Raw genomic sequence first — 24398 nt, forward strand, 5'->3', positions numbered from 1 at the left:
AAAAGGCTGTGGTTGGGTAAAGAATGGCGCTGAGTCCGCAATTTCTTGATGAGTTGAAGCATCGCTTCACGCTGTCCGACGTGGTTGGACGGCAGGTCAAGCTTGTGCGCCATGGCCGTGAACACACCGGGCTGTGTCCCTTCCATAATGAGAAGACACCATCTTTCACCGTCAATGACCAGAAGGGCTTTTACCACTGCTTCGGCTGTGGTGCCCACGGCAGCGTGCTTGACTTTGTCATGGGCACACAGGGCCTCGAGTTCATGGAAGCGGTGGAGATGCTGGCGGGCGAAGCGGGCATGGACGTGCCCAAACAAAGCCGCGACCAGATCGAGCGTGACAAGAAGCGCGGTACGCTCGCGGAAGTCATGGAAACGGTCGCCAAATGGTATATGGCGCAACTGAAGGGCCAAATTGGCCGTGCGGCATACGACTATATCAAGGGCCGTGGCCTGACGGACGCGACGCTCGAACGGTTCCAGATGGGCTATTCCCCTGCCGCCCGCACCGCGCTCAAGGACGCGATGATCGCGCGCGGCATTGGTGAGGACCAACTGATTGAAACCGGTATGCTGATCAAGCCGGAAGGTGGCGGCCCGTCCTATGACCGATTCCGTGACCGGCTGATGTTCCCGATCACTGACCGGCAGGGTCGGGTGATCGCCTTTGGCGGCCGCGCGCTCAGTAAGGACGCCAAGGCCAAATACCTGAACAGCCCGGAAACCACGATCTTCCACAAGGGTGCCACGCTTTATAACTGGGCCAATGCGCGCGCGGCCTCCTATGACGCCGGGCAGGTGATGGTGGTCGAGGGGTATATGGATGTGATTGCGCTGGCGCAGGCGGGCATTGATTATGCCGTCGCCCCTCTTGGCACCGCGCTCACGGAAGAACAGATCGCCCACCTCTGGCATATGGCGGATGAACCGATCCTGTCGTTTGATGGCGATAACGCAGGCCTCAGGGCCGCTGGCCGTGCGGTCGAACGCTCGCTGCCCATGCTGCGGGCCGGCAAGTCGCTCCGCTTCATCATCATGCCGGACGGAGAAGACCCCGATAGCCTCGTCCAGAAAGAAGGCCGTCAGGCCATTGAAGCACTGATTGATAGCGCGAGCCCGCTTGTGAACGTGCTCTGGAACAACCTGACCGCAGGTGTGCCGGTGGATACGCCTGAGCGCCGCGCGGGCCTTGAGAAAAAAATATTCGGAGCGCTTGCGGAAATTCAGGACGAAAACGTCAAGAAGCTCTACCAGACCGAATTCCGCAGCCGCCTGTGGGAGCTGTTCCGCCCGCAGCGCAGCACGCAGCAAAAGCGTGCGGGTGACAGCCCCGGTTTTCAGGCGCTCAGGGGGCAGGGTGGTTTCCGCGCGCGCAAGCCGGTGTCGACCGGGCTTCTCGGCCAAACCTCCATCGGGCGTGGGCGCGGTGTGGGGCCGGTGACCGACCGGATTGAGAAACTGATCATCATCACGCTCATCCACCATCCGGAGATTCTCATCAAACATGAGGAAGAGGTGGCACACCTTGAGTTCACCTATCCGGGGCTTGACGGCATCCGCGACGCGCTATTAGAGAAAGCCGCGCTCGCGGAAAGACTTGACCATGAGGCTGTCATTACCCATTTGGAAGGCAGGCCAGAGATGGCCACTTTGCAAAAGCTGTTGAATGAACGTGCGCTCAGGGATGACTGGTTCGCCTGGGACGATGCAGCGCTATCAGATGCGCTCACTGGATTCGAGCATATTGTCTCGCGATTCCAGCATATTACCGCTGCGCACGCGGCATACCGGCAAGCGGAAGCCGACTATGCTGAAGATATGACCGAAGAAAACCACGCCCGCTTTGTTGCAGCACAGGAGGCATTCCGGGCGCTTGAGGAAAAAGAGGCCGATAAAGATGGCTATCGGCTCGAATCAGGACGGTTTTCTTTCAACTAATATGGTATAGACTGCGATTCGCGCAGATCTGGAGAGAGAATACATGGCAAAAGATGCGAATCAGGACGACGACAAGGATACCGGCTCGGACGAAAGCTCCTCCGGCCCGATCGTCGATTCTGCCGAAGCTGCTGTCAAAAAGATGATCGCCAAGGCGAAGGAGCGGGGCTACATCTCCTATGATGAGCTCAATAACGCCCTTCCGACCGAGGAAATGTCGTCTGAGAAGATCGAAGACATCATGACGATGCTCTCCGAGATGGGAATCAACGTGATTGACGGTGATGACCCGGATGAGCAGGACGGCGATAACGATGCGTCGTCCGATGATGATGACGACGATAGCGACGAACAGGAAGAGTTCAAAACCACCGACAAGAAAGAAGCGGGCGACCGCACCGACGACCCTGTGCGCATGTACCTGCGCGAGATGGGCTCGGTAGAACTTCTGTCGCGTGAAGGCGAGATCGCCATCGCGAAACGTATCGAGGCCGGTCGCGCTACGATGATCGAAGGCCTGTGCATGAGCCCGCTCACGTTCCGGGCGATCATCGAATGGGCTGAGCGTCTCGAGAACGAAGAGATGCTGCTGCGCGACATCATCGACCTTGAAGCCACGCTCGGCAAAGAGCCGGACAGCGCGGAGCTTGAGGATGAAGATGGCGGCGATGTGCTGAAAGAAGGCGCTGAGGCAGCCGAGAAGGCAGACAAGGAACCGGCGAAAGCCGAGAAAGCGGACGAGGAAAAACCTGCGCGCCGTGCCAAGTCTGACGAGGACGATGAAGACGGCGAAGGCGACGAGGACGAAGAAGGCGAAGGCGCATCCGAAGAGGATGAAGAGGACGATGATGACGAGGCGGCTATGTCCCTCTCGGCCATGGAAGCGCACCTCAAGCCGGAAACCATCGAGAAGTTCCAGCTGATCACCGCGACCTACAAGAAATACGCAAAGCTTCAGGATGCGCGCCTTGCGGCTGCGGTCCAGAACGACACGCTGTCCACGCCGCAGGAACGCCGGTTCAAGAACCTGCGTGAAGAGCTGATCGCGCTCGTGGCGTCGGTGAAGTTCAACAATATGCGTATTGAAGAACTGGTGGACGAGCTTTACGGCCTCAACAAACGCCTGATGAGCCTTTCGGGCCGTCTGCTGCGCCTTGCTGAAAGCCACAAGGTAAGCCGTGTTGCCTTCCTTGAAGAATATCAGGGTAACGAGCTTGAAGAAGGCTGGGCGGAACGTGTTGGTAAACTGAAAGGCAAAGGCTGGGCATCGTTTGTTGCCGGTGAAGCTGTTGCCATCAACAACATCCGCGATCAGGTTGGTGAAGTGATTGAACGCACCGGCCTGCACGTGGACGAGTTCCGCCGCATTGTGCGCACGGTACAAAAGGGTGAAAAAGAAGCCCGTATCGCCAAGAAAGAAATGGTGGAGGCCAACCTCCGCCTCGTGATCTCGATCGCGAAGAAATACACCAACCGTGGCCTGCAGTTCCTCGACCTCATCCAGGAAGGTAACATCGGCCTGATGAAGGCAGTGGACAAGTTCGAATACCGCCGCGGTTACAAATTCTCGACCTACGCCACATGGTGGATCAGGCAGGCGATTACCCGCTCGATCGCTGATCAGGCGCGCACCATCCGTATTCCGGTGCATATGATCGAGACGATCAACAAGCTGGTGCGTACGGGTCGCCAGATGCTGCACGAGATTGGCCGCGAGGCAACGCCGGAAGAACTGGCGGAACGCCTCTCCATGCCGCTCGAAAAAGTACGCAAGGTCATGAAGATCGCGAAAGAGCCGATCTCCCTCGAGACGCCAATCGGTGACGAGGAAGACAGCCACCTTGGCGACTTTATCGAGGACAAGAATGCAATCCTGCCGGTTGACGCGGCGATCCAGTCGAACCTTCGTGAGACCACGACCCGCGTGCTGGCATCCTTGACCCCGCGTGAGGAGCGTGTGCTCAGGATGCGCTTCGGTATCGGCATGAATACTGACCATACGCTTGAAGAAGTTGGCCAGCAGTTCTCGGTAACGCGGGAACGTATCCGTCAGATCGAGGCAAAAGCGCTCCGGAAGCTCAAGCATCCGAGCCGCTCTCGCCAGCTCAGAAGCTTCCTCGACACCTAAGGTGTTTGGGGCTTTCAGAAATACGAAATGGGGTGGCCTCATCAGGCTGCCCCTTTTTGTTTGTGTGGTGCTTGTGAGCGCAGTCGCGCAGGCGGAACCCTCTGGCAATGACGGGCAGGGGCGCCGCCTTGTGCATGTGCAGGTGGACACCCATGGCCGTTACCCCTTCCTCATTGATACGGCCGCAAGCCACACCGTGATTTACCGCCGCCTGGTGGGTGAGGTGGGGCTGGACGCCATTCCCGGTCGTTCCACACGGGTCATGACAGCAACCGGCAATCGGGAGATGGGGTTTTACCCCATTGACCGCGTTACGGCGCTTGGCCGCATGCTCACGCTTGGTGAGACCATCGCCATGCCGGACGCCGCCAGCGGGCCGGACGCGCCCTATGGTATCCTTGGTGTGGATTTCCTGCGCGGTCATGTGCTGGTGATGACGGGCGAGGAGGTCACGCTTCTCCCAGAAGAAGACTTCATGCCCTATTCAGATGAGCGCTATGCCTGGCAGAAGGTGCGCGGCCGCGCCGTGGGCCGTGGTTCGGTCGCGGTGGATGTCAGTGTGGCCGGTGTCATGATACCCGCGATTGTGGATACGGGGGCGGCAGCCACTGTGCTCAACCGCAGTGCCGCGGACGCGCTGCGTGAGAATACAAGCGGCGCAGTCGAGTTCAACACCACGTCACTGTCTGCTGCCGCGGGGCGCGTGCGGGCGGAGGGGCTGCGGGCGGACCGGCTTGATATCGGCCCCGTCAGCTACCGTGGGCGAGACCTTTTGGCGGCGAACCTGCCGGTTTTTGCCACCTACGGCGCATCGCGCGTGCCTGCCATGATCCTTGGCGCTGACATTATATTTGCCCGGCCCGTTGCCATCGATTTCGCGAATTTTGACCTGTATATCGGGCTTGAGAAGGTACCCGCTGCGCACGACGAGTGAGCGGGCTTTGCGCGAAGAGTGTGCGGGAAATGTGCAAACAAAAAACCCGGCCCTGAGGCCGGGTTCTTGCGTCTGGGGTTTCCTCGTTCCCCTGGGTTAGTTCTGGAAGAGGGTCAGGATCGCAGCCGGTTGGCGGTTCGCGATCGACAGGCTCTGGATACCCAGCGCCTGCCGGACCTGATTGGCCTCGAAATTCGCGTTGGTGGTGGCGAGGTTGGCGTCCACGAGGTTACCGATGCCTTCCTGCGTTTTGTTCGACAGCGTTTCGGTGAAGTCCTTGGTTTGCTGCAGGCGGCTGGAGCCTGCACCAATCTCGGACAGCGCGTTTGAGACGCTTACAAGCGAATCTTCAATGGCACTCACGGCGGCCTGTGCGTCCGCAAGTGTACCGATGCCCTGCGTTGCGCTCAGCGCCACATTGTCACCACCGAGCGACAGGTCCTGCGCCTGAATGGTCAGGCTGCCGCCACCGTCAGCCTCGCTGATGGCAACAATATCATTGCCGCCCGCTTTAAGCGCGTTGGTGCCGTTAAATTCGGCGCTGCCGACGATGCTGTCGATCTGATCACGAAGCGCAGTGAATTCGTTATTGAGTGCTTGCCTGCTGGCGTCATCAAGCCCCGGATCAGCCGCTTTGACGGCCTTTTCCTTGAGATTGAGCAGAAGCGATGACACTTCCTGCCCGGCGGACAGTGCGACATCAGACGTTGAGATCGCGCGGTCGAGCGAGTTCTTGACGCTGCCAAGGCCTGCCACGTCGCTCTCCAGCAGTTTGGAGATCGCGAGGATGGCCGCGTTGTCCTTGGCGTCATTCACTTTTTTGCCGGACGCCAGTTCCTTCTGGTCCGTGCGCAAAAGCGAGTTGGATTTCTGTAAGCTCCGAACGCCCTGCAAACTGCCGGCGTTGGTATTGATTGAATCTACCATTTCAGCACCACTTCAAAGCCCCGCAGTCCCCACCGCAGGGCAAACTATACCCGCGACCAGTATGCCACCAGTCGCGGGTAATTTGAAGCGATAGCTAAAATTGCCTTTATTTGTCGTACGTTATAAAGGCTGCGATGCCGTCCTTGAGCGCGAGCACATCCATTTTGTCGCTCACCGCATAGGGGGTGTGGATCGAGAGTACCGGCACACCGAAGTCGATGGTGTCGATATTATAGTGCGCAAGCTCTGAGCCGAGCGTGCCGCCACCCGCGCGGCCAACCTTGTATGTGGTTGTCTGCCATGCGACAGCCTTGTCATCGAGCGCGGCGCGCGTCCAGGCAATAAATTCGCTGTTGGCATTAAAGCCGCGACCATAAAGCTTGATGTTCACACCTTGGCCGAGGCGCGGGGCGTTTGTCAGTTCCCACACTCCGGGGTTCATCGGGTTCACGCCCGGGTTCACATCAATCGACAGCGCTTTGGAGGCGCGCAGCGCGCGGGTGAGGAGCGGCTGGCGGTAGCTTTCCCCCACTTCCGCGTACAGCAGTTCGCCCACAAGGTCGGTGAGGAAGGTGGAGCTGGCACCGGTCACATTCACGTTGCCGCTTTCCTCATTATCCGCGAGGTGGATAAGCGTGGTTTGTGGCGGTGTTTTCATCTCCGCCGCGGCCTTCAGGCTCGCGAACGCGGCGAGGCGGTCATCTTGGCCGTAGGCTGCGGTGAGGCGCCGATCAAAACCGACATCGCGCGGGCGTGTGGCAGGCACGAGTGAGAGTTCGGCCGAGACAAGGTCAGCCGCGTCAATGCCGTAAGTTTCCTTCAGGTGCTCGAACACCCAGTCAGCCACAGCGGTCTCACCGTGCGGGCCAGACGCGGCGATAGGGTCGAGCTCCTCATGCGCGATAAGTTCGCTCCCGGTCCGTTTCATCTGGTCGCGCGCGGTGTGGGGCGACAGGTCAGGTATGATGAAAATGGGGTCGTTTGCATCAAGGCCCACATTCACATCGATCGACTTGCCGTCCTTGCGGTCGATACGGCCTACGAGAGCGAGCGGAATATTGGTCCACTGATAGGTTTTGATGCCGCCGTGATAGTTGGTCTGAAACAGCGCGAAGCCCTGTGTGGTGTCAACCGGGCGGCCTTTGAGTTCAAGGCGCGGGCTGTCGATATGGCTGGCCACAAGGCGCACCCCCTTCGCCACATCGGCCTTGCCGCCGATGATGAGCGTCAGCGACCGGTCGCGGTTCGCGATATAATAGCGGCTGCCGGGCGCGATGCGCGTGCCGTCTTTCCATTCGCGGAAGCCCATGCCTGCGGCCATGTCGCGCGCGGATTTCACCGTCATCAGTTCGGTGCGGGCACCATCAAGGAATTTGGCATAGTCACGCGCCAGTGCCATGGCTTCGTCGGCTTTCTTGCCATCAGCGGCCTTCCACGCACTTTCGCAGGTGCCTTGCGCGCAGGGACCGGCGTTCGCGGCCACGCCAGCAAATGTGCTCATGCCCATCATAAGGGTTGCGATGAAAGTGGTTTTTTTGGTCATGGGTCCCTCCCGTCGTTCTGCTCTTATCAGCATGTATCAAGATGTCTTAAGGCGAGATTTCCACCATTGCAATCACGATGCGGTGACCCTATATCGGATTGATACAAGGGGTATAAATAACGATAGTGGAGGATTGCGGCATGGGCGTTTTTGACATGATCGCGTTTGTTGTATTGATTGTGATGATTTCGGTTGTGATCATGGTGAGTGTAAATGCCAGGTCCAAGAACCTGCAGACACGCGGCGCAGGCGCCGACGCTGATAAACGCATCAAGGCACTTGAAGAGCGTGTGCGGGTGCTTGAAAAGCTTGCGACCGACCGCAGCGCACGCCTGCGCGAAGAAATCGACTCCCTCTAGGGAGCGACAAAACATAAAAACGACATTGCGAGGACAGTTAAGATGGAAAACGGACAGGTATTTGTACTGATGATCATCTTCGGTTCGTTCATTTTCGCGGGCTTTAGCCAGTGGATGAAAGCGAAGACCGATGCGATGAAAAAGGCCGCGCGCGAAGGCGACAGCGACATCCGCCGTGAAATGCGGGCGCTTGAAGACCGGGTGCGTGTGCTGGAGCGGATCGCGACCGATAAACGCGAACGCCTCAAGGAAGAGATCGACGCACTTTAGGAGCGCAGCTTTACACCAGTTCGGGGGCGGTATATTCAGGAAGGGCGCGTAACTGCACGCGAGCGGTTTAATCAGCACGAGCCCTTATGAGTTTCGAACCAGATACTGGAATGCTCACCTCTGCGGCGGCCATACTCTCGCCGACGCGGGATACTTCGCTTGCCTTTCATCGGGGCAGCTTCGACCGTCTCGCGCCGTTCTGCAACCCGGAAACGCGGCCCAAATTCCAGATAGACGCCAGCAAGCCCATCTTTGTGTTCGGCAGCTGTTTTGCCCTTGAAGTGGCGTCCCGCCTCAGGGACATGGGCAGCGATGTTGCCGAGTTCAACTTTCCCATGACGGCGGATGAATGGCACTCTATCCCGCAGGTGATCGTCAATAAATTCACCCCGGCGACCATCCATGGTGAAGTGAGTTGGTGCCATGGCATCCTGACCCGCGGCGATGGCTTTCGCCCGGAAGACGCAGAAAACATGCTCTACGACATTGGCGACGGATACGTCATTGACGGCGGTTTGATGGGCTTGCGTCCCATTCGCCGCGAGCGTGCCATCGAGCGTCGGAGGGCGTTGTTCGAGTATTTCTCAAGGGTGTTCGAGGTCGAGACGGTGGTGATCACGCTTGGCCTTGTTGAAAGCTGGTGGGACAGCAAAAGGCGCCGCTTTCTTGAAGAGTTCCCGCACCCGGCAAAGCTGATGCAGCGCTATGGCGACCAGTTCCATTTCTGCAAGTTGGGCTATGATCGCTGCCGTGATTATCTCATGGAGGCTTTCCGGCTGATCAACTCGGTTGGGCCGCAGAAAAAAATCCTCATCACCACGTCCCCGGTGCCGATGGCACGCACTTTCACCGATGACGATGTGATTGTGGCAAACTTCCATGGCAAGAGCGTACTGCGCGCTGTGTGCGGCGAACTGTCGGACAGGCTGCCGGATGTGGCCTATTTTCCATCCTACGAAAGCGTGGTGCTGACCCGGGACTGGAGTGTTTATAGCCTCGACCGCCGGCATGTGGCACGCAAGGACGTGGCGCGTGTTGTCGCCAAGGTGATTGCCACATATTTCACCAATATTCCCGAGGCGCAGCAGGTGCTGGTGCAAAGTGTACTAGCCCTCCATGAGGGACGCTTGGAGGCGGCTCTCGACATGGCGAAGCAGGCGGTCGCCAACTTGCCGTCCTCGCCTGAGGCCTGGCTGCAGCTGGGGCAAGCGTATGACGCCATGGGTGCCCTCACTAACGCAGCTTCAGCTTTTGAGAAGGCAGCGGACCTCGTGCCGGATAATGCGGCGGGCGTGCATTTGGTTGCCTCCGCCCACTGCAAAGCCGGAACAGCGGAGCAGGCAATAGGCCGTGTCGAGGATTTCCTTGAGCGCTACCCGGACGCGCCGGTGGCGGCACAGGCACACCTGATGTGCCTATACGAGATGGGGCGCCTGAAGGACTGTTTGACCGTTGTTGAGCGCCTGCATGATCTCGCTATCCTGCCGTGGGAAGGCTATATGGTGGCAAGCCGCGCCTATGAGGACAGTGGTGACCTGCCAGCCGCGCACAAAGCCGCACAAAAAGCGGCGGCGATGAGTTGGCAAAGCCCCAGTGCTCTCACGCGTGTCGCGGATGTGGAGGCGCATATGCAGCGCGTGGCTGAGACAAACGCAGACAGCAGATAATATTTCCCGCATTTAGGGACTACCCAAGGGGCATGCCATTTGCTACACGAAGCCCGTGGTTGGGGCCTGTAGCTCAGTTGGTTAGAGCCGGCCGCTCATAACGGCTTGGTCGGGGGTTCGAGTCCCTCCGGGCCCACCAGAAATCTTTAAGGGCGCAGGATGAAAATCCTGGGCCCTTTTTGTTTGCTTTTATGCATTCTCGGAAGTGCGGCTTTTCTGGTAGGCGGGGCGGGCTCTGACGCGGCCTACATAAGCACTGACTTTTGCACTTGGGGTAGGGAGCCATGCGAACTGTACCGCCATGTCCAGAAAGCCGCCGAACACCACATCGGCCGCGGTGAAACGGTCGCCTATCGCCCAGCCAGTTTCCGGTGTCATGGCCTCAATCGTGGCGAGGCAGCGTTCCATGTCGCCAAAGCCGACGGATCTTGCCGGATAGTCCTTGATGCCTAGGGAGGCGATGGTGAACATTGGCTCAAGCGTTGTGCCGGGCACAAATAGGTAGCGGTAGTATGAGCCGCGGGCTGGGGTGCCAGGCGCGGGCGCCAAGCCCTTTTCAGGAAACTTGTCCGCGATATAGGCGCATATGGCGGCGGCTTCAGTGACGACAACGTCACCGTCCAAGAGCGCAGGGATTTTGCCCATGGGGTTGACCGCGCGGTATTCAGCCCTGTCGGTGTCACCATTCGTGATGTCGACAAACACTTGTTCATGGGGAACGTCCGCCTCCAGCAACATCCAGCGTGTGGTGATAGCCCGGCTCATGGGGTTGAAATAATGTTTCATGGCAAACTCCTTCTGCTCGTTTGCCTGAAACCTAAAGGCTCGCGCTGACAAAAACTGTCAGCACACTCGCTTGATCCGCCGTATTGCTGGCTTTGGCCTTGAACAGAAGCCGCCACCCGGCCGCTCCGGTCTTCCTTGGGTTCGCAGTGCAGTGTCATTTTTGCAGCTTTAATTTGATATAATTAAATATAAAGCAGCCATATGCGTTTACATGGCAGCTATAATAAATTATTAATGCAGCCTTAATAATAAATAAGACTGAAAACTGAGCGGAAGCACTACCCAGGGAAATATCCAAACGGAGGGAGATGTGATGAGATTATATCACGTGGGAGCGCCGCTATTGAGTGCGGTATCAACTGCTGCAATTTTGTTCGCCGTGCCAGCGTATGCACAGGATAGCAGCACCGAAAATAACCTTTTGGAGATGGAAGAAATTGTTGTCAGTTCATCTCGCATCAAGAAATCAGGATTTGAGGCGCCAACACCGGTAACGGTGCTTGGCGGTGACGACCTCGCTGCAAGGGGCGCGACCAATGTCGCGGACATCGTCAACGAGTTGCCGGGTTTTACCGGCACTATAACGCCAACAGCAACGGTATTGAACTCGCGCGGTAGCGCGACCAACGTGCTTGATCTGCGCGGGCTTGGCGGCAACCGGAACCTTGTGCTTGTCAATGGCCGCCGCCACGTGCCTACGGACGAGTTTGGCGTTGTGGATATCAACGTTGTCCCGACGCTCGCAGTGAGCCGGATTGAAGTCGTCACCGGTGGTGCGTCTGCGGCCTGGGGCTCCGATGCGATCTCAGGCGTGATTGATATCCGCTATGACGATCAACTCGAGGGCCTGAAGGCAGAGGCGCAATACGGCATTTCCGACGAAGGTGACAACGAGAACTATCGTGTTTCCCTCGCCTTCGGTGCCAATGTTGCGGAAGGACGCGGCCATGTGCTGATCGCTGCCGACTATAACGAAAGCAAAGGTCTGCCGGACGCACGCGGTCGTGAGTGGTCGAGAGAGCACTGGGGTATCATCGCGAACCCTGATGATACGGGCCCGAATGACGGTATCGCAGCAAATATGTTCGCGCCGGACGTGAAACTGTTCATCGCATCCCCGAACGGCGTAACCCTGCCGGACGGAACCGCCCTCGGCAACCTTGAGTTCATGCCCGGGGGTACTGCAGTCTCGCGTCAGCTCGGTGATGTGATTGGTGGTGTCTTTATGACGGGTGGCAGCGGTGCCTATTTCGGCGACCAGACCGCACTTGCTATTCCGCTTGAGCGCAAGAACATCATGGCGGCGTTCAACTACGAAGTCGCAGAAGGCCTTAATTTCTATTTTGAAGGCAATGCGGGTCAGTCGGCCTCTGAAGGGGCTCTGATCGATTCCTTCATTTTTGGTGAAACGATCAAATCCGGAAACCCATACCTGCCTGACAGTGTGCAGGCCGAAATGGATGCATCAGGCACTGATTCTATCTCCCTTTATCGTACAAACTCCGAGTTTGGGGCGATTACGTCTGTCAGCAAGACACAGAACCTGCGGTTTGTTGCAGGCTTCGATGGTGAGTTCAGTAACGGTTGGACGTGGGATGTTTATTATCAGTACGGTCGGGTCGATTTCTCGAACCAGCAAACCAACAATATGATCCCCGGCAACCTGTCGCTGGCGGCCGATGTTGTGACAGACCCTGTTACCGGTGAAGCCGTATGTGCCTCGGCGCTCAGCGGGCAGAACCCGAACTGTGTGCCCATCAACCTGTTTGGTGTGGGCTCGCCAAGTGCGGCAGCGATTGATTATGTAACCGGCACCAGCATATCGGACACCAAGTTGCGGCAGGACGTTGTTGCGGCAACCGTGAACGGGGACCTCTTTGAGGGCTGGACCGGGCCGATCTCAACCGCGTTTGGTGTCGAGTACCGCAAGGAATCGCTCAAGCGTGAGGTTGATGACGTCTCGGAACAGGCTGGGTTCCTGATCACGAACGCACAGCCGCTTGAGGGTGAATACAATGTGAAAGAGGGCTTCGGCGAAGTTCTGGTGCCGCTCCTTAATACCGATACAGGACAATCGCTCAGCTTCAACGGTGCAGTGCGCTATACCGATTATAGCACGAGCGGTACGGTTCTGACCTGGAAGACCGGCCTGACGTTCGACCCGATCGAAGAGCTGCGTTTGCGCGGCACGATCTCGCGTGACATCCGGGCGCCCAGCATCGGCGAAGTGTTCCTCAAAACGCTGTTGCTTTTCGAGAACATCGAAAACCCGTTTACTGGCAATGTGGACTTCACGAAAATCCTCAATACCGGCAACTCCGATTTGCAGGAAGAACGTGCGCTGACCAAAACATTTGGCGTTGTTTATTCGCCAAATTGGCTTGAAGGCCTCAGGCTGTCGGTTGACTGGTATGATATCGGCATCAGTGACGCCATTCAGTCCATTTCCAGCAGCGCGATTGTGCAGGGTTGTTTTGAGGGCGACGATGCCTTCTGTGACCTTGTGGCCTTTGAGCCGGACAACACTATCGCGTCGGTGACCAACAGGCTTCTCAATCTCGGTACCTATGACGTACGCGGCCTGGATTTCGAAGCCCAGTACCAGACAGTGCTCAATAATGGTGCGACACTTGGGGTCAAGCTTCTGGGCAGCTATGTTTATGACAAGAACATTGCCCCGGATGGTGCCAATGAAGAGAACTATGCCGGCGATGTCGGTGCCGAGAATATCTTCGGCCTGCCGAAATGGAAGGCTCGCGGCAATGTTGCGTACCAGACCGAGAAGTATGGCCTGTTTGCCAATGTGCGTTATGTCGGCGCTGGCAAATATAACGTGCTTTGGGGGCCTGAGCAGCTCTCGGATGAGGACAACAATATCAGTGCGCAAGTCTATGTAGACCTGTCTGCGCAGTATCAGCTGCGTGAATGGATCGAAGTGTACGCCGGGGTCAACAATGTGCTCGACAATGACCCACCGGTTGCTCCGCTGGACTTCATTTCGCCGCAGGTAACCAACCCTGTTCACTATGATGTTGTGGGCCGCTCCTTCTACTTCGGGGTTCGCACACAGTTCTAGTTGCCGAAATATCATCGAGGGTACGGGCATCACCCGTGCCCTCGATAGTCTAGCTTCCCCATTCGGGGGCAGCGATATGGTCAAGTAAAGCCATCTTTGCCCGCGACATGGGAGCCTAATACGGCGCCAATGGGCGCGGATCCCTATGTCGTCCTTCACTCGGACGTACAACCAACACCCTTGAAATTGAGAGCTTTGCGCTTTGGAAGGTTACCGTCTGGGGCCCAGTGTTACCAACAATCTTGTCTGGCCGGCGCTCAAAAGGCGGCTTGACCACCAGAACCCCGGTTATGATAGTTGACCGGCTATTGTGGCGGCTGTTGCAGTGGTGGCGTGAAACGCGCCACCAAAAGCCGATTGCAGCAACGATTAACGGAATTGAGGGTTATGCGCCCATGAGCGAAACAAAGGACCCGGCAGTTTTCCTGCGCGAGCTATATGAGGCTGCGGTTGCGGCCGCGCGGCCAACGTTCGGGCCGGATCAGTTCTTTGATCTGGACCCCACGAAGCCCGCGCTTGTTCTTGGTGCCGGCAAGGCTGCAGCATCCATGGCGCAGGCGTTTGAGGCAGCGTGGACTGGCCCCTTGCGGGGCGCGGTGATCACTAGGCGAGGGTACGGCCAGCCGACCAAGCATATCAGGGTGCTGGAAGGCGACCACCCAGCCCCGAGCGAAGACAATATCAAATACACCAAAGAACTGATCGAGCTAGCGAAAACGCGCCGCGAGGATGAACAGGCCATATTCCTTGTCTCCGGTGGTGGCTCGGCACTGCTTTGCCAGCCAATCAAAGGGCTAAGTTTCGACGAGAAAAAACAGACCATCACCAAACTGATGCACGCCGGGGCCGATATCAGGGAAATCAACGCCGTCCGGCGCCAGCTTTCCAGTGTCAAGGGTGGCGGGCTTGCTACCTTCCTGAGGCCGGGGAAAATAACCACCTTTTCAATCTCGGACGTGGTCGGCGACCCGCCGCTTGATATTGCGTCAGGCCCAACAGTGACGGATAATGGTTCACCCCGGGACGCGCTAAACATCTTGTTGCGCTATGGTGTATCGGTATCCGATACGCTCCGCGCTCTTCTCGACCGGGCAAGCCGTGACGGCGACAGCTGCGGCAAGGCGGAGAACGGCGACGCCTATATCTTTCTGGCGCGGCCTCTCACCTCGCTACGCGCCGCGGCGCATGTGGCGGAACGGGCTGGCGTGAACACCGTTATATTTGGTGACGACATCATCGGCGAGGCGAGGGACGTGGGTGCCCGCCACGCACGCCTCGCCATCAAGTATGCGAGCGGCGAATGCGACGTTAAGCTGCCGTGTGTGTTGCTCTCAGGGGGAGAGACTACAGTTACCAAGACAGGGAACGGCAAGGGCGGGCCCAATACCGAATATCTCGCCTCCCTTTTCCATCACCTTGAGGGACACCCCACAGTCTTTGCGCTAGCGGCGGATACAGACGGCATCGACGGATCAGAAGACAATGCGGGTGCGCTGATTGCGCCGGCGGACTGGCACCGGGCGAAAACAATTGGTGTGGATGCAGTGGAGTTTTTACGCCGGAACGACTGTTATAGTCTGTTCAAGGCGCTGGATGCGCTGCTGATCACAGGGCCGACCTATACAAACGTCAATGATTTCAGGGCGATTTATATCGAGTAGGTCTCTGCCCGGTAGATTAGGTGTTGGTATGTAAACAAAAGGGCGCATGAAAATATCATGCGCCCTTTGTTATGCGAGGATCTTGCTACAAGCCCTTAAATCAACGCCTGCTTTCCGTTGTTTTCTGCATGCGCGCAACCTTGCCTGCCTCATTCGCTTCCTTCAGGAGCGGGGTTGGATTGACCTTCAAAAGCCAAGCCTCAACGAGTGCGAGGAAACGCTCGTCATCATCGTTTGCATCATAGAGGTTTGCGCCTTCGGCCTCCTCAACCTCAAGATAGTCGAACGACTTTTTTGCTTTGGCGAGGGACTTCACAAACCGCCGGACATGCTGAACCTCATAATGGGCGTCTTCGCGGTGGTAGATGAGTACCGGGCTGTTGATGTTCTCGACCAAGTCGGCCGGTGAAATACTCTCAAGCTCGTTTTTCTTCAGGTCGCCCGCGACTTCCTGGTACCGTTCATCGTCCTCATCCAGCGAGCGTTCGGCCTTGAGCATGGCCGGAATATCAACCGGCGCGTCGCGGCTGATAGCGCAGGCGAACAGGTTGCCATCCCGTGCAACACCCATCAGGGCGGCATAACCCGCGTAACCACGTCCCATGATACAAATGCGGCCTGCCTGCGCGTGGCCGTTTTCAATCATCCATTCGACACCGTCCACGAGGTCGTTTTGCATGTCGCGGCCCCATTCACCACGGCCGAGGGCGCGGAACCGTTGGCCAAAGCCGGAAGAGCCACGATAGTTGGGCTGGAAAACACCATAGCCGCGGTTGGCGAGGAACTGCGCGGTCCGGTCCCATGAAACAGAATCCCGACCGTCCGGGTGGGTATGTGGTAGCACGATAAAGGGCAGGGGCTCACCTTTGCTCAGGCGCGGCTTGGTCAGTACGGCATCAATGGTCAGGCCGTCACGTGTCTCATAGGAAACACTCTCCATCTTCGCCATCTGGGCGGGGTCGAGCTTGGGAATGCGCGCGCCAAGAAAGTTGAGTTTTTTAGCCGCTGCATCAAAGTGATAGTATGTGCCAGCGTCCTGCGCGTCACCTTTCAGTACGATCATGTTTTTGTCGTCGTCACTGGTGGACCACAGAGAAAACCCGGTCTTGAGTGCGCGCGCCAGAAGCGAGCGCAGCTTGCCGTATTCTTCATCCAGATAATGCAGCTTGGGCCCGCCCTCATTATATTCGGCAGCGACCACTTTGCCTTTGTCGAAGGAGTATATGATGCCCGTGACATCAACCCTGTCATGCGCAAAAACAAGGTCGCCCAATGTGCCGGTCGCAATGTCGAACCGGTAAACTGCCATGCGGCCGGTCGCAAGCGATGACAGCACGTAAAATTCGTTGTCACCGGCACCGAACTGGAGCGGCAGGAATTTGCCTTCTTCAAATAGTTCGTTGTCATTGAGAACTTTCCAGTCTTCATCACCGCGACCGCGAATGATCATGACACTATTGCCCTTGCGGTCATAGCCGTAGCCGAACCGGATGTGACCCTTCTGGTCGGCGTACCAGTCGTGGAATTTGAAATGGCTGATTTTGGGCCCCTTCATATAAAGGGACAGATCGCCGGTTTTGATGTTCAGTTTGTAGACGTCATCGATGGCGCCGTCATAAAACTCCTGAACCCAGTTCCGGCGTCTGGATTTTCCTACAAGGATATGGTCCGGGTCGTCCCTGAGAAGGCTGACAACATCAGCGTTATCAATGTGTTTGAGATTGCCCGAACCACCCCCGTCGGTGCGCAGCAGTTGCACGTCCGACCCGTCAGCATTCATGCTCATAAGCACTTCGGACCAGGCATAATATTTGGTCCGCACCACCCTCGCTTTACGCCGCAGGGTAAAAACAATGCGGTCGTCGGTTGCCCAGCGGAGGTTGATCGGTATGCTGTCGTTGTCAAAAGGGATGACGGTCAGGGCACGAAGCTCCGTCGGCAGGATATCAACCGCCATCAATTGAAGCTCGCCGTTGACCACCTGAGTGAAGAGCAAGCGCTTCCCGTTGGGGGATAGCTTCATGCCTGAGACACTCCAGTCACCTGTAAAATCGCCGACCTGGTAAATAGTTTGTGTGTCTGCGGCTGGTTCATTATCCGCGCCCGCAACACCAGTTGAGGCTGTGACGATACTGAGCGCCAGCATGGCCGGTACAGCCAGTAAATTCTTAAACTTGAACATGATTATCTATGACCCCCGTCACTCTTGTTACTTTGCGAACTGTCTGGTTGGCCGGGCGGGTTGTGGGTGAGCAGGAAGCTCTCCATCTCCCGCAGGAAGCGCTCTCTGGCTTCCGGTGTTTCGATCTGGTGTCCGAGGCCCGGAAACTCCAGATACCGGAATGGTGCGGAAACCTTGCGTTTTTGCATCGCCTTTTCCAGCATGCGGGACTGGTCGATGAACACGATATCGTCTTCGTCGCCATGCATCAGCAGCAGCGGGCGGGTGATCTTTTCTGTCAGATAGACCGGTGAAATTTCCCTCAGTTCCTTGCTGGAACGCCCGCCGGTTACCCGCCAGTACCACGCATAATCTTCATCCCACATATTGTCCTGTTGCAGGATTTTCTTGAGGTCGGTGACCGGGGCCCATGCAACGCCACAGCGGAAGAGGTCGCTGTCCTGCACAAGGCCCATCAGTGTCGCGTAGCCCCCATAGCTGCCGCCAATGATACATATGCGCCCGGGGTCTGCGATGCCCTCAGAGATCAGCCATTTGGCGCCGTCGGCGACATCTTGCTGCATGTCGTCGCCCCACTGACCAAAGCCCATGGCTGAGAAACGGAAACCGAAACCCGATGAGCCCCTGAAATTAGGCTGCAGCACAGCATAACCGCGGCTCGCAAGGAACTGGGCCCAATAGTTCCAGGTTTTATAGTCGCGCACATAAGGGCCACCGTGCGGCAGGAGAATGGCTGGAAGTTTTTCGCTTTTTCCCCGGTCCGTGGGTAGCGTCAGGTAGGCTGGGATTTCCAGCCCGTCACGCGCCCGGTAGCGTACGCTGGTCACCGGGGCTGAGGCTTCTTCATCAATCCACGGTGCGGGATCAGGAAGCGGGAGTGCTTTTCCCGATGCCTCAAAATAGATCCAGGCACGGCCCATGGACCGTTCATCACCCGCCCAGACCAGCTGGCGCGAATATGCCTTGTCTGTTTCGCCGAGGAAGATTTTATCTGTGCCGATGGCTTTTGCGATCCTAGCATGACGCTCGCGGAAGCTTTCATCCAGAATTGCAAGCCGGTATTCGTCGTCATAATAGGAAACAGCGACAATGCGTTCGTAGTCGGGCGAGACGAATAACGCCTCAGCGTCCACCTCAGCGTGGGCAAAAACTTTTCCCTTCAATCGCCCCTGTTTGATGCTGAACCGGTAAATGGCGTCACGTCCGGTTGCAAGGGAGGAGGATACATAAAGAATATCTGGGTCGCTACCGAAGCCGATCGGGTAAAACTTCCCACGGCCGAACAGGTCGTTGTCATGAAGGCGGGTCCAGTCGCTGGTCGCGTCCTTGCGGACCAGGAGCACGGGCTCATCATCCTCGCCAGTTTCGCCAAATCCTATGCGAATGACACCCGTATGGTCTGGCACCCACCGGAACATCCTCGCGCCTTCTATGCCATGATCCGGGGTGATACGGCTCATTTCGCCGGTGTTGATGTTCATGCGGAAAATGTCGCTGACAACATCCAGTTCGTTGTCATCGCGCCGCTCCGGTGTTTCCTCAATGCGGTTTAGCAGCACATAGTCAGGGTCATCGGGCAGCGAATGTAATAGGCTGAAGGTTACCTTGTGCGTAGGTTTGCGCTTGCGACCTTTCTTGCGCTTCTTTTGCGGTGCTGGGGTCTCCTCCCAAAGTACCTTCCTGTTCTTGCCATCCGAGGTCATGACCCAAGCGGTGACATGTGGCTCCTCTTCCACCGTGGGCAAGGCGCCCCTATAGCGCGCGTCGTAGCCAAACAATTTGTCGTTGCTGATCCAGAACGCACCACTTGCATATATATCGCTGCCGATCGGCTGCCTGAGTACGGGTGTCAGCCCAACCTCTGAAATGCGGGAGACAACCAGAAAACGTTGGTCTCCGTCACGTTCCTGATAAAGCAGTTGCTCACCGTCAGGTGAAATTGAAAAATGCTGGAACCGCGGACTTCGGGCAAAGTCTTCAATGCTGGTTCTTTCAGCGTGCGCGTCGACCGATACCGCCAGAGCGAGCCAGAGAGCGACCATCATCGCGCTCAGGCCTGATCTCAAAAGCCCCATACTCACTGCCCCCAAACAGCTTCAATAAATGTGCACTAATCGTCTTAGTGTCTGGCGTCGCATATGGCAACATCAATTGTCGCATTACTTGCGTTATACAATTTTTCATGGAGAACAGCGCGGCTGCGCGTGGTTTATTGTTCAGTGCTTCGGGGCGTATGGGGCGAAACGTTTAAGGGTGGCCTCACCAAGGCTGTCAAAAAGGGGCTGAAGCTCATCCGCAAACGCAGTCCAAACGCCGACACCTTTGCGGTTTATGGGCTGGCGCACCTGTTCACTGCTGGCGGTTTTCACCGCGCGCTTGTTCTTGTGGAAAGCGAGACAGGCTTCCTCGAAATCAACGCCCACATGGGCGAGCATGCGCCTCACCACCGTTTCGGTATCGCTGATATTCTCCTCATACTGCACGGTCAGCACCTTGGACGGCAGGACCTGTTGCCAGTAATCCATCAGGTCGAGGTAGCAGTTATAATAGTGGCCGATGTGGCTGAGGTCGTAGCTATAGTCATGCCCCCCGGCGAAATGCTGCTTGAAGGCGCTATAGCCGCAATCCACCGGGTAGCGCCGGGCATCAATGATGATGGCATGCGGCAGGATTTTGTGGATCAGGCCGACGCGCTCAAAATTCGGTGGCATCTTGTCGATGAAAAAGTCACCGCTTCCGCGATAAATCGCAGTCTCGTCCAGATAGGCTTGGCCAAAGGCTGCAAGCTCGTCCTCGCTGAAACCTGCGACAGACTCCGGGTATTGTTTGCCAAACCGGCGCCCGCCCTCGATACGGATACGGCGCTCCAGATGAATGAGCGTTTGCAGTTCCATCGTGCCGTCGATGCGGCTATGGCTCGCGAGCATCTGTTCAATAAGCGTGGAGCCCGCCCGCGGCATCCCGAGCACGAAGATGGGCGTTGGCCCCTTCAGTTTGCGGGTGTCTGCTTGCCGGGCGAGGGTGGCGGCATCAAAACTTTTCTTGATGCGCGCGAACAAGTCCGCGTGCCGGTCCGGGGTATAGGCTGCATCAGTGCGCAGGGCATTGGCTTTTTTATACCAATCGATGGCCTTGTCTGTTGCACCATCATTTTCATGCGCGCGGGCCAGGGCGAAAGCCGCCTGACAGCGCTGGGTATCCGGGAGGGCGGTGTTGCCAGCAAGCTCCGCCATGGCCTTTTTGTCCGTGTCCGTGAAATGATAGTTCTTGAGGTCGGCAAGGCCCCACCAGCCCGCGCCATTGTCTGGCGTGTTCACGATGCAAGCCCGGTATGCGGCTTCGCATTCCGCGCGGCGGCCCAGTATTTTAAGCGCGTGGCCGCGTAGCAAATCCACCTTGCCCAATTCCTCGCTACCTTCCTTGAGCAAGCCCGCTGCTGCTTCGGCAGCCGTGAGGGCGCCTTCATAGTCTGCCACATGGCCGCAAATGCGGCTGAGGAGCCAATAAGCGGTAAAATCGGGCCTTATGCGCGTAAGTGTTTGCGCTTCGTTGAGGGCGTCAGTGTAGGCACCGATGGCCTCATGGGCTTCCACAAGACTGCGGCGCAGCATGATGTTGGCTGGGTGCCGGTCAAGGCTCGCAAGCAGGATATCACGCCGTGCTTCGTGTGCGCCGACTGTGCTCGCGAGGTGGGCGAGGAAAAAGCTGGCGCGGGGGTGGCCGCTTTGCTGCTGCAGCATTTGGCGCGCGATTTTTTCAGCCTCGGCGCGGCGATTAGCGCGCATCAGGTCGCGGAGGCGGACGTAGGGTTCCTCAAGCGGATCGCAGGTTTCGGCTTGTTCGCTCGCATGCACGGCAGCGCTATAGTCGGCGCGCGCGAACTGGAGCCGTTCAAGTTCACACCAGCCCAGGTAAAATGATGGATTGCGGGTGACCACGTCCTCAAAGCTTTTGAGCGCGAGCGTGGTATCACCAGCCTGAAGAGCAGCGAAGCCAAGATCTGCGCGTGCGGCCCATGAAGCAGGATGGCGCGAGGTGTTTTCTGTGAATGTGGCGAGTGCATCGGCCGTTTTACCCTGACGCATCAGGGCGCTGCCGAGAATGGACCGGGCGGTTTCATCGCTAGGTTCTGCGCTCAGGTGTTCGGACAGGCGGGTAATGGCTTCATCCAATGCGCCTGCCTGCACAAGGCCTGCCGCATGTCGGTAGAATGCCTGCTTGTCCATGCCGAATTTACCTCGTGAGTGATGGGGCCAAAAAAATGGCAGGCCCGAAGGCCTGCCACCATAAAACGACTTGGATGAATTTAGAAGGTTACATCCAGACGAATTGTCACATTACGTTCCTGGCCATAGGTGTACCAGAGCGCGTTGCCTGACCAGTCACTACGGCTGCGCGAACGCTTGTAGGTGATGATCTCTTTGTCGAGCAGGTTGTTCACGAAGATGCTCAGACGCGCATTGTCGGTCACACCGAAGGAGGCGTTGAGGTTCACAACCTCGTAGGCTGGCGAAATATCGTCTTCACGTACGTTGAAGTGAGACTTGTATTCGCCGTAACCCAGCATCTCGAGACGAACCGACGCTTCCTTGCTCCAGATCTCAAATTCTTTGTCGAGAGCGACATAGAAGTTGTACTTCGGCACCATGGTCATGTCGTCGCCATCTTCCGCGCCAAGTGCCGGCACATCAGATGTCATCTTGGAGTTGGTGTAAGCTGCGTTCACCTGCAGGCTCAAACCATCCATAAGCTGGGTGGTGGATTCAAACTCCACACCACGGGAACGAGCGGACGCAGCGTTCGCGGTGTAGGAGAAGCCACAGGACGGCATGTAAACGTCAGCCTGCACACCAGACCAGTCGATCTGGTAAACAGCGGACGAGAAGGACATCCGGCGGTCAAACACCGCACCCTTCACGCCAACCTCGTAGTTCTTGATCTGGTCAGACGCGTAACGGTCGGTATAGGAACCGATGTTCTCGTCATTCAGGCAGTCCGCTGGCGGGTTCGGGCCGTTGTTGCCGCCCCGACGGTAACCTTCGGAGTAGATCGCGAAGATGCCAAGGGTCTCGTTCGGCATATAGTTTATGCTGAACTTCTTACGCGTGCCGTTTTCACCGTCATTGGTGATGGTTTCCGACGTGGTGAGCTCATATGGGTCAATCCAGATACCCGAAACCTCATCATGCAGGTCGTCCTTCAGGTCATAGTAACGAAGGCCACCAGTCAACTCCACACTACCGGCATCGCCAAGGTCGAAGGTGTAGCTAAGCTCACCAAAGAAGGCGAGTTCCTTCTTCTTCCACTTGTAGATGGTGTAGTTGTAGTTCTTGGTGTCGTCGCCATAGAGCGTTTGACCGATCTCCGACGGGTCGCCAAGGCCCCAGTAGGAACCCCACAGGTAAGCGGCAATCGCGCGCGAACGGTCGTCGCTAGCGTGGTACTGCCACTGTACGTCGCCTGAAGGCAGGGTCTCGTTTTCGTCATAGAAAGCACCGACGGTCCAGTCGAACGCTGCATCTTCCTTGTTGGATTGCAGACGAACTTCGTGGGTCCAGCGGCGGCCCTCGGATTTGTCGATAATCCAGGTGCGGAACATGTCGTTCGCATCCGCACGCGACCACCAGCCCTGACGACCGAGGTTATCATTCCGGCGGTAGGAGCCTGAGTAGGTCAGGTCTGCGCCCGGGAAGATGTCGTCTTTCTCGATGTTCAGCGCAAACAGGTTCTGACGGTCGCGGGTGAAATCGTCCATCAGCATGTATTGCGTAAAGAGCGGATCATGACCGTTCAACTGACCACCGAAACACTCGGTACGGCTGGTGCCTTCCGGGCAGCTCGGGAAGTCGAGTGCGACATCATAGCCATAAGGCGCGTCCGGGTTGGCTGTGAGGATGGCATCATAATAGTAGGTCGGCGAGTTGGCATCCACGTCGTCGAAACCACTGGTGTAAATGCGCTCATTCACATGCATGAAGGTCACCCGGGTATCAGGCGACGGCGACCACATCAACTGAGTGCGGATGAAATGATCTTCGTCCTTGCCAACCACACCCGTGTAGGTGTTGAGCACTTTCTTGTCGACATTGCCGACCGAACCCGTCACGCGGAGTGCAAGTTCACCCGCAATGATGGGGAAATTGACAGCGGCCGATGCGCGTACACCCGTGCCCGGACGGTTTTTCTCCTTATCGAACTGTAGTGTCGCGAGACCCTCGAACTCGTCAAGGTTCGGCTTTTTGGTGATAACCTGTACGGTACCGCCAATCGCGTTTGAACCCCAAAGTGTACCCTGTGGGCCGCGCAACACCTCAACCCGCTCCACATCAAAGAGGTTGGAGAAGTTATACGGAATGCCATCGGTCCACGTGGTGGTGGTGCCCGGTGCAGTCGAGTTACTGCCCGAAAGACCGCGCAGGATCAGAGACCCGCGTGGGCTCGCGGCACCCGCAATCGTGCGGTACATGTCTTCCTTGTTCACGAGGTTCCGCTTCTCAATTTCTACCGAGCCCACGGTGGAAATATTCATCGGTACTTCGACAACAAGTTCACGTTTTTTACGTGCTGTTACGTAGATTTCTTCGAGCTGAAGATCATCCTCAGCATCAGCGCTTTCACCAGCTTCCTGTGCGTAAGCTGTTGGTACCATGTATGCCATGGCACTCGACGCCATCAGCATACCAATCAGTGCTTTTTTTGTCCTGTCCGACATCAAAGCTCCTCCCTAGTTGTATTTTTTCCACAAGACAACAGTGGGGCTGTTTCGCAAAACGATGTTTGCGAATGACAACGATATTTTGGTAAAAAGCCCCCTTCTTACCACTATCCCTAGCAAAAAAATCCTACAGCCAATTTGAACGGCCAGTCAACTAGATGGAACGTTTAGAATCCTTTTTTTGTGGTTTTCATCATTCCCTGAAAAAATGTT

The 24398-nt window shown here is 57.0% G+C and carries 15 protein-coding genes and 1 tRNA gene; 9 read left to right on the forward strand and 7 right to left on the reverse strand.

From position 1 onward, the window contains the following. Nucleotides 1-23 precede the first annotated feature (23 nt). The 3 genes from dnaG (at nt 24) to B150_RS0109405 (ending at nt 4999) form a co-directional block, all read left to right on the forward strand. A complete protein-coding gene (dnaG, locus tag B150_RS0109395; protein WP_020399662.1) occupies nt 24-1937 on the forward strand; it encodes a DNA primase in 1914 nt (637 codons plus the stop codon). Nucleotides 1938-1980: 43 nt separating this feature from the next. Continuing rightward, nucleotides 1981-4065 (forward strand): RNA polymerase sigma factor RpoD, encoded by a 2085-nt coding sequence (gene rpoD / locus B150_RS0109400; protein ID WP_020399663.1) that lies wholly within the window; start codon nt 1981-1983, stop codon nt 4063-4065. A 73-nt stretch (nt 4066-4138) separates the two neighbouring features. Then, nucleotides 4139-4999, forward strand: a complete 861-nt coding sequence (locus tag B150_RS0109405) for an aspartyl protease family protein (protein ID WP_155860020.1) — start codon at nt 4139-4141, stop codon at nt 4997-4999. Between the two features lie 96 nt (nt 5000-5095). Here the strand turns inward: B150_RS0109405 and B150_RS0109410 are convergent, their stop codons facing one another. After that, on the reverse strand, nt 5096-5926 hold the full coding sequence (locus tag B150_RS0109410) for a flagellin (RefSeq protein WP_020399665.1): 831 nt from the start codon (nt 5924-5926) through the stop codon (nt 5096-5098). 106 nt (nt 5927-6032) lie between these two features. Further along, nucleotides 6033-7469 (reverse strand): zinc-binding metallopeptidase family protein, encoded by a 1437-nt coding sequence (locus B150_RS0109415; protein ID WP_020399666.1) that lies wholly within the window; start codon nt 7467-7469, stop codon nt 6033-6035. 140 nt (nt 7470-7609) lie between these two features. Here B150_RS0109415 and B150_RS20405 point away from each other — a divergent pair, with 140 nt between their 5' ends. The 4 genes from B150_RS20405 (at nt 7610) to B150_RS0109435 (ending at nt 9904) form a co-directional block, all read left to right on the forward strand. Beyond that, complete coding sequence (locus B150_RS20405; RefSeq protein WP_020399667.1) at nt 7610-7828, forward strand: hypothetical protein; 219 nt, start codon at nt 7610-7612, stop codon at nt 7826-7828. 42 nt (nt 7829-7870) lie between these two features. Continuing rightward, entirely contained in the window at nt 7871-8098 is a 228-nt protein-coding gene (locus tag B150_RS0109425; protein ID WP_020399668.1) for a hypothetical protein, read from the forward strand. A gap of 86 nt (nt 8099-8184) precedes the next feature. Beyond that, the gene (locus B150_RS22350) at nt 8185-9765 is read left to right on the forward strand and encodes a GSCFA domain-containing protein (RefSeq protein WP_081611384.1); all 1581 of its coding nucleotides are present in this window, start codon (nt 8185-8187) and stop codon (nt 9763-9765) included. Nucleotides 9766-9827: 62 nt separating this feature from the next. Beyond that, nucleotides 9828-9904 (forward strand) — tRNA-Ile (locus B150_RS0109435). 50 nt (nt 9905-9954) lie between these two features. On the opposite strand, the gene B150_RS0109440 is transcribed toward B150_RS0109435, so the two are convergent. After that, nucleotides 9955-10551: a glutathione S-transferase family protein gene (locus tag B150_RS0109440; RefSeq protein ID WP_020399670.1), complete on the reverse strand. Its 597-nt coding sequence runs from the start codon at nt 10549-10551 to the stop codon at nt 9955-9957. Between the two features lie 313 nt (nt 10552-10864). On the opposite strand from B150_RS0109440, the gene B150_RS0109445 reads away from it, so the two are divergent. Together B150_RS0109445 and B150_RS0109450 are read left to right on the forward strand one after the other, a co-directional pair. Beyond that, the gene (locus B150_RS0109445; protein ID WP_081611385.1) at nt 10865-13627 is read left to right on the forward strand and encodes a TonB-dependent receptor; all 2763 of its coding nucleotides are present in this window, start codon (nt 10865-10867) and stop codon (nt 13625-13627) included. Between the two features lie 395 nt (nt 13628-14022). Beyond that, nucleotides 14023-15288: a glycerate kinase type-2 family protein gene (locus B150_RS0109450; RefSeq protein ID WP_025896349.1), complete on the forward strand. Its 1266-nt coding sequence runs from the start codon at nt 14023-14025 to the stop codon at nt 15286-15288. Nucleotides 15289-15388: 100 nt separating this feature from the next. Here the strand turns inward: B150_RS0109450 and B150_RS0109455 are convergent, their stop codons facing one another. From B150_RS0109455 to B150_RS0109470, 4 genes are all read right to left on the reverse strand, one after another. Further along, nucleotides 15389-17470 carry a S9 family peptidase gene (locus B150_RS0109455; RefSeq protein ID WP_020399673.1) on the reverse strand — a complete coding sequence of 694 codons (2082 nt, stop codon included), beginning with the start codon at nt 17468-17470 and terminating at the stop codon, nt 15389-15391. 2 nt (nt 17471-17472) lie between these two features. Continuing rightward, nucleotides 17473-19545: a S9 family peptidase gene (locus tag B150_RS0109460; RefSeq protein WP_025896352.1), complete on the reverse strand. Its 2073-nt coding sequence runs from the start codon at nt 19543-19545 to the stop codon at nt 17473-17475. 141 nt (nt 19546-19686) lie between these two features. Continuing rightward, complete coding sequence (locus tag B150_RS22355) at nt 19687-21696, reverse strand: tetratricopeptide repeat-containing sulfotransferase family protein (RefSeq protein WP_020399675.1); 2010 nt, start codon at nt 21694-21696, stop codon at nt 19687-19689. Between the two features lie 80 nt (nt 21697-21776). Beyond that, the gene (locus B150_RS0109470) at nt 21777-24182 is read right to left on the reverse strand and encodes a TonB-dependent receptor (RefSeq protein WP_020399676.1); all 2406 of its coding nucleotides are present in this window, start codon (nt 24180-24182) and stop codon (nt 21777-21779) included. Nucleotides 24183-24398: the final 216 nt, after the last annotated feature.

The organism is Kordiimonas gwangyangensis DSM 19435 = JCM 12864 (genome assembly GCF_000375545.1).
Taxonomy (GTDB): domain Bacteria; phylum Pseudomonadota; class Alphaproteobacteria; order Sphingomonadales; family Kordiimonadaceae; genus Kordiimonas; species Kordiimonas gwangyangensis.